Source organism: Pedobacter ghigonis (assembly GCF_903166585.1).
GTDB lineage: Bacteria > Bacteroidota > Bacteroidia > Sphingobacteriales > Sphingobacteriaceae > Pedobacter > Pedobacter ghigonis.
The window spans coordinates 247,428-262,807 of the sequence record NZ_CAESCM010000008.1; the positions used below are offsets into that span (position 1 = coordinate 247,428).

At 40.4% G+C, this 15,380-nt stretch carries 13 protein-coding genes; 5 read left to right on the forward strand and 8 right to left on the reverse strand.

Annotated features, from left to right (window positions below):
• The first annotated feature begins 1,496 nt into the window (after nucleotides 1-1,496).
• A complete protein-coding gene (locus HWV58_RS13590; RefSeq protein WP_175634623.1) occupies nucleotides 1,497-4,301 on the forward strand; it encodes a TolB-like translocation protein in 2,805 nt (934 codons plus the stop codon).
• 3 nt (nucleotides 4,302-4,304) lie between these two features.
• The gene (locus HWV58_RS13595) at nucleotides 4,305-4,586 is read left to right on the forward strand and encodes a LapA family protein (protein ID WP_175634624.1); all 282 of its coding nucleotides are present in this window, start codon (nucleotides 4,305-4,307) and stop codon (nucleotides 4,584-4,586) included.
• 118 nt (nucleotides 4,587-4,704) lie between these two features.
• On the opposite strand, the gene HWV58_RS13600 is transcribed toward HWV58_RS13595, so the two are convergent.
• The 4 genes from HWV58_RS13600 to HWV58_RS13615 all read right to left on the reverse strand — a co-directional run bounded on the left by HWV58_RS13600 (nucleotide 4,705) and on the right by HWV58_RS13615 (nucleotide 8,965).
• Complete coding sequence (locus tag HWV58_RS13600; protein ID WP_175634625.1) at nucleotides 4,705-5,004, reverse strand: hypothetical protein; 300 nt, start codon at nucleotides 5,002-5,004, stop codon at nucleotides 4,705-4,707.
• A gap of 133 nt (nucleotides 5,005-5,137) precedes the next feature.
• On the reverse strand, nucleotides 5,138-5,860 hold the full coding sequence (locus HWV58_RS13605) for a pirin family protein (protein ID WP_175634626.1): 723 nt from the start codon (nucleotides 5,858-5,860) through the stop codon (nucleotides 5,138-5,140).
• 128 nt (nucleotides 5,861-5,988) lie between these two features.
• Nucleotides 5,989-6,669: a DNA alkylation repair protein gene (locus tag HWV58_RS13610; RefSeq protein WP_175634627.1), complete on the reverse strand. Its 681-nt coding sequence runs from the start codon at nucleotides 6,667-6,669 to the stop codon at nucleotides 5,989-5,991.
• A 43-nt stretch (nucleotides 6,670-6,712) separates the two neighbouring features.
• Nucleotides 6,713-8,965 (reverse strand): family 20 glycosylhydrolase, encoded by a 2,253-nt coding sequence (locus tag HWV58_RS13615; RefSeq protein WP_175634628.1) that lies wholly within the window; start codon nucleotides 8,963-8,965, stop codon nucleotides 6,713-6,715.
• Between the two features lie 182 nt (nucleotides 8,966-9,147).
• Here HWV58_RS13615 and HWV58_RS13620 point away from each other — a divergent pair, with 182 nt between their 5' ends.
• Nucleotides 9,148-10,404, forward strand: coding sequence for a hypothetical protein (locus HWV58_RS13620; RefSeq protein ID WP_175634629.1), 1,257 nt, complete (start codon nucleotides 9,148-9,150; stop codon nucleotides 10,402-10,404).
• A gap of 351 nt (nucleotides 10,405-10,755) precedes the next feature.
• Here HWV58_RS13620 and HWV58_RS13625 read toward each other — a convergent pair whose 3' ends face one another.
• The 3 genes from HWV58_RS13625 to ispE all read right to left on the reverse strand — a co-directional run bounded on the left by HWV58_RS13625 (nucleotide 10,756) and on the right by ispE (nucleotide 13,365).
• Nucleotides 10,756-11,922, reverse strand: coding sequence for a trans-sulfuration enzyme family protein (locus HWV58_RS13625; protein WP_175634630.1), 1,167 nt, complete (start codon nucleotides 11,920-11,922; stop codon nucleotides 10,756-10,758).
• Between the two features lie 150 nt (nucleotides 11,923-12,072).
• Entirely contained in the window at nucleotides 12,073-12,489 is a 417-nt protein-coding gene (locus tag HWV58_RS13630) for an OsmC family protein (RefSeq protein ID WP_175634631.1), read from the reverse strand.
• Between the two features lie 72 nt (nucleotides 12,490-12,561).
• On the reverse strand, nucleotides 12,562-13,365 hold the full coding sequence (gene ispE / locus HWV58_RS13635; protein WP_175634632.1) for a 4-(cytidine 5'-diphospho)-2-C-methyl-D-erythritol kinase: 804 nt from the start codon (nucleotides 13,363-13,365) through the stop codon (nucleotides 12,562-12,564).
• A 206-nt stretch (nucleotides 13,366-13,571) separates the two neighbouring features.
• Here ispE and HWV58_RS13640 point away from each other — a divergent pair, with 206 nt between their 5' ends.
• Together HWV58_RS13640 and HWV58_RS13645 are read left to right on the forward strand one after the other, a co-directional pair.
• On the forward strand, nucleotides 13,572-14,366 hold the full coding sequence (locus HWV58_RS13640; RefSeq protein WP_175634633.1) for a thymidylate synthase: 795 nt from the start codon (nucleotides 13,572-13,574) through the stop codon (nucleotides 14,364-14,366).
• Between the two features lie 164 nt (nucleotides 14,367-14,530).
• Complete coding sequence (locus tag HWV58_RS13645) at nucleotides 14,531-15,034, forward strand: dihydrofolate reductase (RefSeq protein ID WP_175634634.1); 504 nt, start codon at nucleotides 14,531-14,533, stop codon at nucleotides 15,032-15,034.
• 119 nt (nucleotides 15,035-15,153) lie between these two features.
• Here HWV58_RS13645 and HWV58_RS24290 read toward each other — a convergent pair.
• Nucleotides 15,154-15,380 (reverse strand): hypothetical protein (locus tag HWV58_RS24290; protein WP_217707001.1); only part of this gene is annotated, 227 nt, incomplete at its 5' end.

Genomic DNA, 15,380 nt, shown 5'->3' on the forward strand with positions numbered 1-15,380 from the left:
TTAGCAAAAGCTCAAATACCATCAGCTATTTAGCACATAAAAAAGATAAAAAAAATAAAGTCATATTTCACCAGAAAGAAAACGGCCAATACTAACAAAACAAACACCAATAACTTCAGAAATAACGAGGAAAAATCAAACAAAAATAAGGAGGATTTATTCCTTGCAAAAGCGCAATAAAACGACTCTTCATCCAGCTAAAAAACAAAAAAATTAAGCACAAAAAAAAAGACTAAACAAACAGAAAAATCAACTATAAAAACTTAAAGAAATATGCTAGAAAAAGTATTAAATCCACAAATCAAACGAGGGGATCTGAAACCAGATCTAAAGCTATATTAAGTTCACTTTAGCAAGCAACTAAAACCAGTAGCTACCCAAACTCCGTAAAAGCTGCTATTGCATCTGCAACATTTACCCTAACAAATCTATCTGCATCGACACAAAAAAGAATAAATCTGATGATTATAAACGCCCGAATTTTGAGATAAAAACAGCTTATTTCCCGATACAATCGATCATAATTAATCAATAATTCACCTTAAAATCGAGCAGTCGAGCCAATTGAAGAAAAGGAAGAAAGCAAGACAAAAAACAGCCTTCAAAACCCCATAAAGGCACTTTTATACATAAAAAAATACATCCAACAGAAAAAGAACAAAAACAGCCATATCCAGTGAATATTGCAAGGAAATCGCATTAGAAATCAAAAAATGAGTCAATTCAAGCCCTTAAAACTGGCAAAACGTATACAAATTCTTGATGCTATTGGCTTTTTAAAGCGAGAAAATTAAGGCATTTTTCGGGTCAAAAGCTCAGAAAGGCGGCTAAAATCAGTGTTAAAAGCTGTTAGCCCTGCAGGGTTAAAAGCGCTCAAAAAACAAAAGTTGCCACACCGGATATTCTCGTCAAGACCAAAAATATTTGCCCTAACACCAACCACAAACAAACGACATTTTGTCAGCCATAAGTTAAATAAAATGAAAAACAGAGTCAGACATCCCCTTCAAAAAGCAAACAAATTGAACTGCACCCAGAAGTAAAATCCGGATAAAAAGGGAGGAAGCACCACGCCAAAAGTACTTTACTGCAACTTCATTCCAGGTTAAAACGAGCACGTAAACCGACCAGAAAACTCCGGTCATTTAACGCTAAAAACAGGCGTACCCGAACCACATTTCTTGTGTTTTTTCTAGTCAACATGCAGGCTGAACAGGCATACATTTTTCAAAATAGCCCAAAAAACTTTCGAAGAAAATCGATTAATAAGTGTAAATTAAACCGTCAAATTACAACAGAAACAAAATGCTTTAATAAAACCAATTAAAGCATATTTTTTGTAGAAATCTTTCAATTAAAACATTTTTTAGTAGATTTAGGTAAAAATCATTAATAATTAAAAATCAACATTTTAAATACAAATAGTTAAATTAAAAATTAACAATTTGAACAACATAAAAATTTTGAAATACTAAATATTTTAGCAAAGAATTTAGATGAATTTAAAAAAAGCAAACAAAAAATTAATTATCAGCTACTTAAGTGCGCTTAGTTTAAGTTTTATTTCACCATCGGTTTTTGGGCAGATTTTCAGCACTGCACAAAACCCACTTAGTGTAAAATGGAACTACATTTTATCAGGAGGCTTTAAAATCATCTATCCCCAGGAACTCGAAAAAGAAGCCCAAAGAATGGCCAATACCCTACCCTATATCTACCCTAAAATAGGCCTGGGTTTAAGGCAGCAAAAAACCAGTATTCCACTTGTGTTACAGAACCGCGGAACGGTGGCCAATGGCTTTGTACAGCTCGCTCCAAAGAAGTCTGAATTCTATGCAACACCACCACAGTTTTTCGATAGTCAGGACTGGCTAAACAACCTCGCTGTACATGAGCTCAGGCACATCGCACAGTTTGACAAACTGACAGGAACACAAGCACACCCCTTCCCCGAACTGGTTTACTTCGCTTACTTTGGCGCGGGTATACCGACCTGGTTTTTTGAGGGCGATGCCGTTGTGAACGAGACCGCACTAACCTACTCGGGCCGGGGTCGCCAGCCCAACTGGATCATGCCTTACCGGGCCTCACTTTTGGAAGGCAAAAAAATTAGCTACAGCAAAGCCTATTTCGGATCGAACAAAGACGTTACCCCGGGCTACTACCAAACCGGCTATTTGATGGTAGCCAACCTAAAAGAAAAATACGGGCAATTCATTTCCGACAGCTTGCTTAGCGACATCAGAAAAAGACCGCTCAGGCCTTACCCCTTTTCGAACAGCTTAAAAAAATTCACAGCAACCAACACCCGGAAATATTTTTTATCGGTACAAGACCAGGTTGCTGAGAAGTGGAAAACACAGGAAGAAAAATCGGCTACAGAAAGCTACCCAAGTCTGAATAAAAAAACTGCTTTAGCCACAAGTTATTTTTTACCGGTACGGATCAATCCAAAACAAATTTTAGCGCTTAAAGAAAGTAAAACAGATGCCCGTTATTTTGTGATTATAAACGAAGATCAAACGGAGAAAAAATTATTCGGAATCGGCTATCAGGAACAGCCTTGGTTCAGCTTAAAAAATGATGTCCTGACTTGGGATGAAATCCGTTACGACCCGCGCTACAAACAGCGCAGCTATAGCGTAATCTGCTCATACAATTTGAAGACTAAAAAATTTAAAAAACTAAGCAGTAAAAGCCGCCTCTTTTCTCCCAGCCTTTCTAACGATGGCAAGAAAATAATTGCAGCCTGCGTTGGTTTAAACAACCAGTTTAACTTAGTAGAGATTGATGCCTTAAGCGGACTGATTTTAAAAACCTATCCTAACCCCGAAAATGAAATTATCCAAACGCCATCTTTTGATCGAACCGGAAAAAGGATTGCCTATATCGGCGTTACTGAAAAAGGAAAAAATTTATGGGTGATAGATGGCGAACAAAAAACTCCACTGATCCAAAACAGCAGACAACAATTAAGCCGACCAGTTTTTATAGGCGATAAGATTGCATTCAACGCGCACTTCAATGGCATCGATAATATTTACGCTATCGACATTACCACTAAAAAAATAAATGCACTAAGCGCATCGAAATATGGCGCTTCTAACCCAAGCGAAACCGGCGATGGAAAAATGGTTTTCAACGATTACAAAATCAACGGATATGAAATTACCGAAAAGCAGATTGAAGAAAAACCTGCAGGAGCAAATGCCTTTGTAGATTTTGCCGCAGCGGCAGAAAAGCAAGAACAGACAGGCAATGTTTTCGATAACATTCCCGATAGTACTTACCAGGCTAAACGTTACCGAACGGCCTTGAATCTTTTCAGCGTTCACAGCATTATTCCGGTTATCGATAACGAGTACGTTTTTGGCCTGCAACTCGAATCGAACAATTTACTGAACACGATGGACTTTTATACCGGAGCTAAATACCACCGCGATTTGAAGCGCTTCGAATACACGGCAGATATTAGCTATAAAGCACTTTATCCCGTATTAAGCGTTCTGTATCGGAACAGACCAAAACGAACGTTCTACCGCGCTAAAAATGCGGTACAACAAGGCGATTGGCGCGAGAACTATATCAAGCTGAATGCATCCCTCCCGCTTTCGTTTAATGCACGCAATGAGAACTACGCTTTTACACTGAATGCGGCCACCAGTTTTACGCAGCGTTACATGCCCGAGAACATGCCCTCCAACTTTATTCGTGAACTCAAATTTCCGATGGAATACAATTTTACTTTTAACCACAGTGTGCGCACTACCGAAAGAGACATTGCTCCAAAGTGGGCACAGGTTTTCAGGCTTACCTACAACCACCAACCATTTGATCAAAACCTGAAAGGTGAAATACTGGCGCTAGAAAGTTTTCTGTATTTCCCCGGACTGGCCAAAAACCATTCTGTTCTGGCGAGCTTCAATTATCAAAAAGCAACAGGCGTAAACCAGTACGCTACCGAAATTGCAACGGTGTACGGTTACAACAATATCCAGGCAAAAAGTAAATTGCAGAACAGCCTGCTTTTGAACTACCGCTTTCCGTTTGCCTTTCCGGATTGGGAGTTAGGTCCGCTGGCTTATGTACGTAATTTCAGGGCAGGTTTATTTTGCCACTACGAGAACATTGGTAAGGGCACAACGTTTAACGATCCTAAAACCTATGGAGTAGAATTAAACACCAGCGTAAACCTTTTACGCTATCAGCCTGTTGTAGATTTAGGAGCAAGATTGGTTTTTGTTAATCAGATTTACAATCAAAATCCGATATTAGAGTTTTCATTCAATTATAGCTTTTAAACCATGAGTACAAAAACAATTTCGATAATTATCCTAACTGCATTGCTAACCATTTTTTTAATGGTGAATACCGAGCCTGTAGATTTCGATTTTCTGGTTACCACCATTCCGGTATCTAAACTTTTGGTTATTGGTGTCTGCATTATCATCGGTTTCATTATCGGCTTTGTGGTGGGTAGACCAAGAAAAACAATAAGCAGTTATGATGATGAGATTGAGCGGAGAAATCAGCCGGCAGGAAATAAAAAGGAGTTGAGTGATGAGGATAGAGATTATATTAGTTAAGACAGCTAAATCTTTTAAAAATATACCGTCATTTCGAGCGGAGTGAAACGGAGTCGAGAAACCTAATTAAAGATCTCTCCATTACGCTGCGCTCCAGTCGAGATGACGAAATTCTCTTTTACGAATTTAGCGCCGACATAATCTCACCATACAACAACCCACTACCCCCGCCATAATGCTGGATAATTTTTAAGCCGGGCTGAAGCGCGGTAAGTTTCGTCCTTAGTGCTTTTTCACACTCAGGGTTAATACCATTTCCCAGCAAAACCAAATCCACTGTTTGTTCTTCGCAAATGGCAGTTGCTTCTTCATCGGTACAAACACAAATCCCCTTCCACTCTGGCCTGGCATTAAGTAAGCGATCCATCACAACAGTAATTTCGGCATCCCTCCCGATGTAAAGTATAGTAGTTTGCATAATTGTTTTTTTTTAGATTTTAACTCATCATTGCTACAAAAAACAAATCGTCATTCCGACCGCAAATCACGCGAAACCTTTACTCTCTACCTAAAGATTTCTTTGCTAAAGTCGAAATGACGATTGTTCTAAATTAGTTCAGCTCCATCGGAACATCCATCAACAACACTTCTGCATCTGCACTGTTCGCCTGAAAGCTTATGGCATCTGTATCCCAAACACCGATGGCATCGCGTTTGCTTAACGTTTGACCGTTAATGGTTACTTCGCCATTGATTACAAAAGCATAAACACCGTTTCCAGCTTTTTTGATTTTGTATTCGGTTTCAAATCCGGCATCAAATTTACCTAATGAGAACCAGGCATCCTGATGGATCCACACATTGTCATCGCTGGCATTTGGTGACAGGATTTGCTGAAAGTTATTGTGACGGGCAGCAACTTCTAAAGTTTTCTGATCGTAACGTGGCGTAACGTTTTTCTTGTTTGGAAACAACCAGATCTGCAATAAATTCAACTCCTCGTCGGCATTGGCATTAAACTCACTATGGCTAACTCCTGTACCGGCACTCATTACCTGTATTTCGCCGTTTTTAATTACCGCCGAATTCCCCATGCTGTCTTTGTGCGCAATTGCACCAGCTAACGGAATGGTAATGATTTCCATATTATCGTGTGGGTGAGCACCAAAGCCCATTCCACCAGCTATCAAGTCATCATTTAAAACCCTTAACACGCCAAAGTGCATTCTTTCAGGATTGTAGTAGTTAGCAAAACTGAATGAGTGGTGTGCATTTAACCAGCCATGATTAGCATGACCGCGGGTGTTTTCTTTGTGCAAAATGAACTGTGACATAAATTTCCTTTCTTGTTTATGATACAAAGTTAATATCACGCCACCACCTGTGCATTGATGTAGGATAAGAAAGAAGTTTTCAGTTGACAGTTGGGAGTTTTCAGCTGGGAGCTTAGAGGTATTAAACGCTACAAGCCATGCATGGCCAATACCGCATCGCTGTTCAGTTCTCTCAAAGCATCTAAAGCCACCCAGTTTGCCTTTTTATTATTCTGAGCCAGGATATTGTTTGCGGTTTGAATGGCATGCTGATGCAGAAATGCGTTTCGCTTTCCAATTTGTCTCAGCGCCCAGTTAATGGCTTTCTTAACGAAGTTGCGGTTATCGTAAGCTTCGCGCTCAATGATGGGCAGAAAAGCCAGGAAAGTTTCGTCGGGCTCTTTTTTAAGGTGAACCGCAGCTTCGGCCATGAGCACAAAACCTGTACGTTTTACAAATTCTGGTTCGGCTTGCGTAAACTCCAATAGCTTCGACTTAAAATAAGGCGTTTTAACGAAAAGATTTCCGCAAGCCTGATCACATATATCCCAGGAACTAAAATCGCTCGTCCAGGCGTTTATTTGCGATACTGTGACCTGTTTATAATCACCAATAAAGGTAGCCAGCAGGCGTGCCTCATGAAAACCCGTTTCCCAGAGCAATAATGACAGCTCCTGATCTTTACCAATCTGTTTGGCTAATTTCCGGATGTTTGGCACCCGGATTCCGTAAGCTTTGGAAATATCGATCCCAAAATGGGCCATTTTCTTCAAATATTCAGGCTCGCTAATATTTTTGAGTTCGGAAAGAATAAATTCTAAATCGTTCATTGCTATTTTTTAGAAATTCGGCTATTTTATGTTTAACACTCCATTATTCCACAGCAAAATCAGCTGCAGAAACGGCTTTGCGTTTCGATGAACCCACACTATATTCTAACTGCAGGGTATAACCACCGCCACCTTCGAGAAACAAGAGTTCAAAAGGATGATAGCCTTTTTTTAGCGCTATTTGAGCCGATTTTTCGATCGCAAAATGCATTCCATCATTATCAACCAGAGTTTTGTTCTGTATTTTCAACACACTGCCATCGTCAGAACGGAGAAAAAACGAATAAATACCATCTTCAGCTGCGTAAAAGAATCCTTTATGACGTGTAGCAAAACTCGCGGCTTTATCTTCAACCGGAATTTCGATGGCTGCTGTCGTTGTGGTTTTCGTTTTATCAGCCTCAGAAATTAAGTTGACCACCTTGTAAAATTTAGGGTAATAACTAAAATTCAAACCAGGTTTTGGATGATTAAGCGATACTGCATCAACATAGTCGGTTTGCACATAATTGGCGGTAAAAACATCGCCCATCCTACCGTTAGCACCAAATATGGCGGCTTTTACGGTTTGGGTTTTATCGATATTAATGGGTTTGATGTATTTTGGAGATCCAATTTTTGGCGTACTTCCATCGGTGGTATAATGCACGATAGCATTTTGGGGTGCTTCGATTTTAAGCGCTGCCGACTTCAGGAAAACATTATTTTCGGCAAAACCTTTAAGGTCGGTAAAGCGGTAATTGATATGCATCGCGTCTAAAACGGCAAACTGCTGATCCATTTTCCGACTAAAGGTTTCGAAATTTTGCTGATGCCCCCATAAAACATCCGACATGGCCAGCAAGCGGGGAAAAAGCATATACTCTAACCTCTGCTCAGATGGAATGTACTCTGTCCACAAATTGGCCTGCCCACCTAAAACATACTTTTGTTCGTTTGCATTAAGGCCAAAACCAGTTGGATTGAATCCATACACTTTTTCCACCGAATGTGCATCTTGCTGCGCATCGAAATAACAATATTCGCCAGGGGTCATAATCACATAATTACCCTTTTCTGCAGCATGTTTAGGTGCAGTTGGCACCCAGGTACGCCAATACATCAAGGTAGCAGTTGGCGAAACACCGCCATCTAAAATCTCATCCCAGCCAATGAGTTTTTTGCCCAGGCTATTGAAATATTTTTCCATCCGCTTAACAAAGTAACTTTGTATTTCATCAATATTTTTAAGGTTTTCGCGCTTCATTAATTCCTCACATTCAGGAATATTTTTCCAGCTGCTTTTTTCAACCTCATCTGCGCCCAAATGGATATATTTTGATGGAAACAGCTGCGCCACTTCTTTAAAAATATTTTCAGCAAACTCAAAGGTCGTTTCCTTGCAGGGACAAATCGGATCGGTAAAGCTTTTTTCCTTTTGTACCGAACCGGTTGAAGTTAACCACGGAAACTGCCTGGTGGCCGCCTGCATGTGGCCCGGCATATCAATTTCGGGGATAATTTCTATTCCCTTAGCACTTGCGTAAGCTACCAGCTCCCTGATTTCCTGCTGTGTATAAAAGCCACCGTACAATTTCTCCCCGTTAATTACCTTGAAATGCTTTTCAGGCAGCTTGTAATCGGGATTGGTTTCGGCCAGTTTTAAACAAACTGAATCCTGGTTATTTAATTTCCTCCAGGCACCTTTGGTTGTAAGCTCAGGGTATTTCCTGATCTCAATTCGCCAGCCCTGATCATCGGTTAAGTGCCAATGAAATTTATTAAACTTATAAAACGAAAGCCTGTCGATAAAGCGGTGCAGGTAAGCCATATCAAAAAAATGGCGCGAAACATCCAGATGTGCACCCCTCCATGAAAATTTAGGTGCATCTTTTATCTCCAGTGCGGGTAAAGCCCAGATATTTTTGGCTTTAAATGCATTTGTTCCGGCCAATTGCTTTATGGTTTGTACGGCCCAAAAAGCACCCAGTTTATCGCTAACAGCAATGGTTATTTTTTTCGGATCAATTTTTAAACGATAAGCCTCCGGTTTTAAAGTTGCATCTTTTATAAAAACCAGTTGATTACTGATTCCACTTGCCCGGTCTTTTTTCAAAAGCTTTAGTTCCTGGGTGGCTATTGCAAAAACACTGTCCTGATTGCTAACAATGGCCGTACTACCCGAAAAAACAAATTTACCCTGCATGGTTTTAACCGATTCGGGTTGAGGAAGCACACTAAACTGCTGTGCAAAATTAGATTTGGTTATTAAAAGAAGGGCTAGGCCCAGCAAGGTGCTGATTTTTTTAATTCTCATTGAGGTAACATTTTGATCGTTGACCAAATATAGTTTTTTCGAGGAAAATAGATTAAACATAACCAATCCTTAACACCGCCTGATTTTTAAGTTTATATACACAATTTAACTTGTTCAAGTTTTACATGCCTAATTTTTAACCCCAACAACCTTTTAAAACCAATTAAATTTTAAAGAAAATCATGAAGAAAAACATCGTCCCGTTACTATTGGCTTCCTGCTTATTCGCAGTTTCCTGCCAAAAGAACACGTTAACTGAAGAACAAGCCAGCACAACAATTCAAAAGAAAAACAGTCTCATGGCTACAGCGGCAGAAACCAGTGCTGCTCCCAGTGTTAATGCTTACACCAACACATCGACTTACATCAACAGCGGATTTACTTTTTTAAACCCAACACAGGTGGATAAAAACCGCGTGGCCATTGGCGGCAGTGCTTACACGGAAGTATATGGCTTTAACATCCCCGAAGAAAATAGGGTACGCGGCATAAGATGGAATGAAGACGACGAAACTACATCAATCTGGCGACCACAGGGAATTGCGGGCTTCACCAGAAACGGGGTGCGTTATTTACTGGTAAGCTGGTATGCCAAAGATGCTGCAGAAAGCAAAGGATCGAGAATAACCCTGATCGATATCAGCCCAAGTTCTGCTACTTATTTAACCTACAGACATATTTTACTGGTACAGCATACCCTTCCTACCGGCACCTTAGATTATACGCAATATGGCACTTACGCACCTTTAAACGTACATGCCGGCGGAATAGCCTACTTTAACGGCAAAGTTTATCTAAGTAGTACCAGCCTTGGATTAAGGGTATTTGATTTAGATAAAATTATTGAAGTAACCACAGGAGCCGGCACCGAGACTAAGTGTGGCAAAGATGCCAGTGGTAATCTTTATGCTTTTAATTACCGCTATATACTCCCTCAAATAGGTTACTATAAAATTAATGACGCTGATCCCTATTCTACAGTTCAGGTTAATTACGAAAACAACCAATTATGGACAGGCCAGTACTACGCCGGAAGTGCAGATGCATCGATTGTACCCAAAATTTTCGGATTTCCGATTAATGCCTCAGGCGAATTGCAAAACTCAGGCATTCAAACGGTAATCCCTAAAAACAGTTTATTTACTTCCGATCATGCGCATGGCATACAAGGTGTTTTTAGAAAAGGTAACAGAACCTGGCTTTCCTGCACCGGATCGCCCAGCGAATCGTACGGATCTACCGCCCGTTTAGCCAGATACACCGATGGCGATACCAATACCGTGAGATACAGGTGGCCATACGGAGCAGAATCGCTATACTTTGAAGCCCAATACGGCTATTTATGGAGCTTAACAGAGTTTGAACCTAATGCCGGAGCTAACAATGGCAGTCAGGTTAACCGTTGCATATTTGCAGTAGATTTCTCGAAATACGAGTAACAAGCTGAATAAAAGGAGGCACCTCAAAAAGATAGATTGTCATCCTGAGTCTGTCGAAGGACATTACGAAATGTTTTAGGTAGCGTTTCTACTACTTGTCCCGATTCTCATCGAGATGCTACCATTGATAGTCCTAATAGAAGAATCGTCATTTCGACTGGGGCGAAGCGTAATGGAGAAATCTATTTCTAAAGATTTCTCGGCTACGTTACACTTCGCTCGAAATGACGACCCCGGATAGGCGGTCACTAATATTGAGTTTTATACAATAAATTCAAACTCAATATGACAGCACAAAAAAGGGAGATGTTTTTAAGCATCTCCCTTTTATTATTTGTTTTCAAATAGATATTAAGCTAAAGCCTGTTCAATATCTGCTAAAATATCGTTAATATGTTCTAAACCGATTGACAAACGGATAGATCCCTGCTCAATGCCTACCTCATTACGTTGCTCTTCGGTAAGTTTACTGTGCGTACTGGTTGCCGGATGCGTAGCGATAGAACGCGTATCGGCCAGGTTTGCAGAGATCGAGAACATTTGCAAACCATCCATAAATTTACGGGCTGCATCTATACCACCATCAACCACAATGGTTACAATACCACCACCCTGTTTCATTTGCTTTTTGGCAATTTCGTACTGTGGGTGCGAAGGTAAAAACGGATATTTTACCAGTTTAATTTTCGGGTGCTTTTCTAAGTATTCGGCTACTTTTAAGGCATTTTCGCAATGGCGGTCCATACGGATAGCCAAAGTTTCCAAACTTTTTGATAAAACCCAGGCACTGAACGGCGATAAAGCCGGGCCACTGTGACGGGCAAAACCAACTACTTCTGCAATCAGTGCTTTGCTACCTAAAATAATACCACCCAATACACGTCCTTGTCCATCGATATACTTCGTTGCAGAATGGATAGAAATGTGCGCACCAAACTGAATCGGTTGTTGCAGGTAAGGTGTAGCAAAACAATTATCAACCACCAGTAAGGTATTGTGTTTTTTAGCAAGATCACCTAAAAATTCAAGATCAATAATATCGATACCCGGATTAGAAGGCGTTTCTACAAAGATCATTTTGGTATTAGGCTTAATCAGACCTTCCCAATCCTGAGGTTTGTCTAAATCGGCATAATCAAAAGTTACCCCCCAATTCGAAAACACATTGGTTAACAGCTGGTGCGTAGAACCAAAAACCGAACGGCTGGAAACAATATGATCGCCACTTTTTAAGAAAGCCCCAAAAGTGGTGAAAATAGCTGCCATCCCCGTTGCAGTGGCAAAACCATCTTCGGCTCCCTCTAACAGGCACATTTTTTCGATAAACTCTGATGTATTTGGATTTGAATAACGGCTATATACATTCCCCTCTTTTTCGTTGGCAAATAAAGCACGCATTTCTTCCGCATCATCAAACTTATAACTCGAAGTAAGGTAAATTGGTGCAGAATGCTCTTTATGTAAACTTCTTTCGGTTTGAGTGCGTATAGCTATGGTTTCAAAATTTTCAGATTTCATTATAATTAAGATTTGGGTATTCAAGGTATTCTGGTAGCGAGTATTTTTTAGTAGCGAGTATTGAGTAGCGAGTACAAAAAAACTCGTCTTAATACTGAATACTTATTACTCAATTCTTACCTAATACTTCCTATTCAACACCCGGTTATGCTATTTATTGATGTTATAAGTAAAGTTAATAGTTGCCGATCGGCCTAAAATATTCGATACCGAGCAGTATTTATCAAAGGTCATTTGCAGGGCCCTTTGCACTTTGGCCTCGCTTAAATCGCCGAAAAGCTCGAAGTTGATATCAATTACATCAAAAATCGGGGGCATTTCTTCGTCCTTACGCGTTGCGTTGATGGCAATTTTAATGTCGTTTAAAGGTTCTTTTTGTTTGGTAAGTACGTTAACCATATCTATACCACTGCAACCACCTAAACCAATTAAAAGCATCTCCATTGGCCTAAATCCCTTGCCCTCGCCGCCAATAGCAGCTTTTGCATCCAATTCGACAGTAAAACCGCTCTCGTTTTCTGCTTCAAAATTAAATTTACCGCTTTTGCGGATCAGATTGATGTTCATGTTGTTAGCTACAGATAGTGATTATCGGATATCAAGACCTTACGCCTTTTACCTTTTAACCTTCTACCTTATTTAAATATTGTAATAAACCAAGTTGTCTTGCTCCAGTCCGGGCAATCTAACCCCTTCGGGGAAAATTGCAAAAACCGACGAACCGCTGCCACTCATTAAAGCGAATGTTGCGCCTGCATCGTATAAACTGGTTTTTATTTGATGAATTTGGGGATACTTTGCGAATACCGATGGTTCGAAATCGTTGATAACCTTATTTTTCCATGTTGTTGGAGGCAAATGTATGATTTCTTTTAATGATTGCAAAGGCTTTTGCGGTTTTACGAGCGCATAAGCATCGGCCGTGCTCACGTGTACAGGCGGTTTCACCAAAACTTTATACCAGGCTGACAAAACGACTTCGCATTTTTCAAATTCGTCGCCTTTATTAAAAGCATAAACCGGGTTATTTTCGATAAAGAAAGCACAATCAGCCCCAAGCTGCCGGGCGGAATCTTCCATCTGCAAAACCGAAAGCCCCAGCGCAAATTTATCATTGATTAATTTAATTACAAAAGCACAATCGGCAGAACCACCACCCAAACCTGCCCCTACCGGAATATTTTTGAACAGGTTAATCTGCTGTGCAGGAATTTCAAAATCAGCCGCAATTAAATGATAAGCTTTTAAACAAAGGTTGTCGTTCGCATCTCCCGGAATATCAATACCATGAATTTTACAGGAAGTTGCCGCTGCATCAACAATTTCTACCGCATCTTTAATTTGAATGGGATAAAATACTGTTTCGAGGTTGTGATAACCATCTGCCCGTTTTTCGGTGATGTTTAGGCCAAGGTTTATTTTTGCGTTGGGAAAAGCGAGCATGGTAGTCCTGAATCGTGAGTTTTAAGTCCTGAGTCCGTAATGCCGAAACCAGCAGCCGGCTCATTTTGCAAACATACAAACAAGTAGCGAGTTTTGAACCTGGATCCTGACTTCAATCAGGATTACCTTTAAATGTTAATAAATAGACCGCACGATGATTTAGAACACCTGATAAATTTTAGATATTTGTAAATTATCAGAACAGTATGAAACAATATTTAGATTTAATGCAGCATGTGCTGGATAACGGCGCACAAAAACACGACCGTACAGGAACCGGCACAATCAGTGTTTTTGGCTATCAGATGCGTTTTAACCTGCAAGAGGGTTTCCCGATGGTGACGACGAAGAAACTGCACTTAAAATCTATTATACATGAACTGATCTGGTTTTTAACCGGCGACACCAATATAAAATACCTTAAAGATAATGGCGTACGCATTTGGGATGAATGGGCAGATGAAGACGGTAACCTGGGGCCGGTTTATGGCTCGCAGTGGAGAAGCTGGCCTACGCCGGACGGGCAGCATATTGATCAGATTACCAATATCATCAATACGATTAAAAATAATCCCGATTCACGCCGCATTATTGTTTCGGCCTGGAATGTAGCCGAGATCGAAAATATGGCCCTGCCTCCATGCCATGCTTTTTTTCAGTTTTATGTGGCCGATGGCAAATTAAGCTGTCAGCTTTACCAGCGCAGTGCAGACATTTTCCTGGGGGTACCTTTTAACATTGCCTCATACGCATTATTAACCATGATGGTGGCGCAGGTTTGCGGTTTACAGGCCGGCGATTTTATCCACACCCTTGGCGATGCACATTTATACAATAACCATATCGAACAGGCCAACCTGCAATTAAGCCGAGAGCCTAAACCACTTCCAACCATGAAAATCAATCCGGATGTTAAAAGCATCTTCGATTTTAAGTTTGAAGACTTTACGCTTGAAAACTATGAGGCACATCCTCATATTAAAGGTATAGTGGCGGTATAATCATATTAAAAATATTGATCAACGAAATAGATTGCTTCACCCCTCTTCACATTCCTTGCGTCAGTTCGCAATGACGTTCTGATTGTCGTCATTGCGAGGAGGAACGACGAAGCAATCTTTTAAAACATGACCTAATCAGTCATAACACTTTAGTCTACAAATTTATGACCAATACCCCAAATACTGTTGCTATTGCTGTAGCGATTGGAGAAAATCACGCGATTGGCAAAAACAACCAGCTTTTATGGCACATGCCGGCCGATTTAAAGTTTTTTAAACAGACTACCTCTGGCCACACGGTTATCATGGGCCGTAAAACCTTCGATTCAGTTGGCAAACCATTGCCAAACCGCAGAAACGTTGTCATTACAAGAGATCCTGATTTAAAAATTGAAGGTGTTGAAGTGGTAAACAGCCTGGATGAAGCTTTAGAAATTACCAAAACAGAAGAAAAACCAGTGTTTATTGTTGGCGGTGCCGAAATTTACAAACAGGCATTACCGAAAACAGATAGACTCTATCTTACCACGATCCACCATAACTTTGATGCAGATACGTTTTTCCCGGATTTCGACCGCAGCGAATGGACAGTAATCAGCTCAGAGCCTCATAAGGCCGACGAAAAAAATAAATACGATTACACTTTTGAGGTGTTGGAAAGGAAATAAACAGCTTTAACCGCAAAGCTAGCAGAGAACAAGGCGCAAGGCACGCGAAGTCATGTGATGTATGCGCCTAAACTTCCGACTTTCTGACTCCAGACTAATATTCTTAAACACAAAGCACGCTAAGTTTTCATTTGATAACACTTAGGTGCAGCGGCTTCCAACTTTCGGACCTCTGGCCCCGGACTAATATTTTTAAACACAGAGCCCACAATGAAAAAGCACGGAGATTCTGTGTTGATATCCAAATTAATTTTTAATTTTGTAGTCCAAGGCAGCTCTAAGCTAGCTTCATTAGGGCAGTTCATTTTTAATGGCTGCTCTAACAATTTACTTCGTTTTCCACCTC

Excerpts from the sequence above, each read along its gene's own strand:
- HWV58_RS13590 (WP_175634623.1), top strand. The coding sequence starts at position 1,497 with ATGAATTTAAAAAAAGCAAACAAAAAATTAATTATCAGCTACTTAAGT.
- HWV58_RS13595 (WP_175634624.1), top strand. The coding sequence starts at position 4,305 with ATGAGTACAAAAACAATTTCGATAATTATCCTAACTGCATTGCTAACC.
- HWV58_RS13600 (WP_175634625.1), bottom strand. The coding sequence starts at position 5,004 with ATGCAAACTACTATACTTTACATCGGGAGGGATGCCGAAATTACTGTT.
- HWV58_RS13605 (WP_175634626.1), bottom strand. The coding sequence starts at position 5,860 with ATGTCACAGTTCATTTTGCACAAAGAAAACACCCGCGGTCATGCTAAT.
- HWV58_RS13610 (WP_175634627.1), bottom strand. The coding sequence starts at position 6,669 with ATGAACGATTTAGAATTTATTCTTTCCGAACTCAAAAATATTAGCGAG.
- HWV58_RS13615 (WP_175634628.1), bottom strand. The coding sequence starts at position 8,965 with ATGAGAATTAAAAAAATCAGCACCTTGCTGGGCCTAGCCCTTCTTTTA.
- HWV58_RS13620 (WP_175634629.1), top strand. The coding sequence starts at position 9,148 with ATGAAGAAAAACATCGTCCCGTTACTATTGGCTTCCTGCTTATTCGCA.
- HWV58_RS13625 (WP_175634630.1), bottom strand. The coding sequence starts at position 11,922 with ATGAAATCTGAAAATTTTGAAACCATAGCTATACGCACTCAAACCGAA.
- HWV58_RS13630 (WP_175634631.1), bottom strand. The coding sequence starts at position 12,489 with ATGAACATCAATCTGATCCGCAAAAGCGGTAAATTTAATTTTGAAGCA.
- ispE (WP_175634632.1), bottom strand. The coding sequence starts at position 13,365 with ATGCTCGCTTTTCCCAACGCAAAAATAAACCTTGGCCTAAACATCACC.
- HWV58_RS13640 (WP_175634633.1), top strand. The coding sequence starts at position 13,572 with ATGAAACAATATTTAGATTTAATGCAGCATGTGCTGGATAACGGCGCA.
- HWV58_RS13645 (WP_175634634.1), top strand. The coding sequence starts at position 14,531 with ATGACCAATACCCCAAATACTGTTGCTATTGCTGTAGCGATTGGAGAA.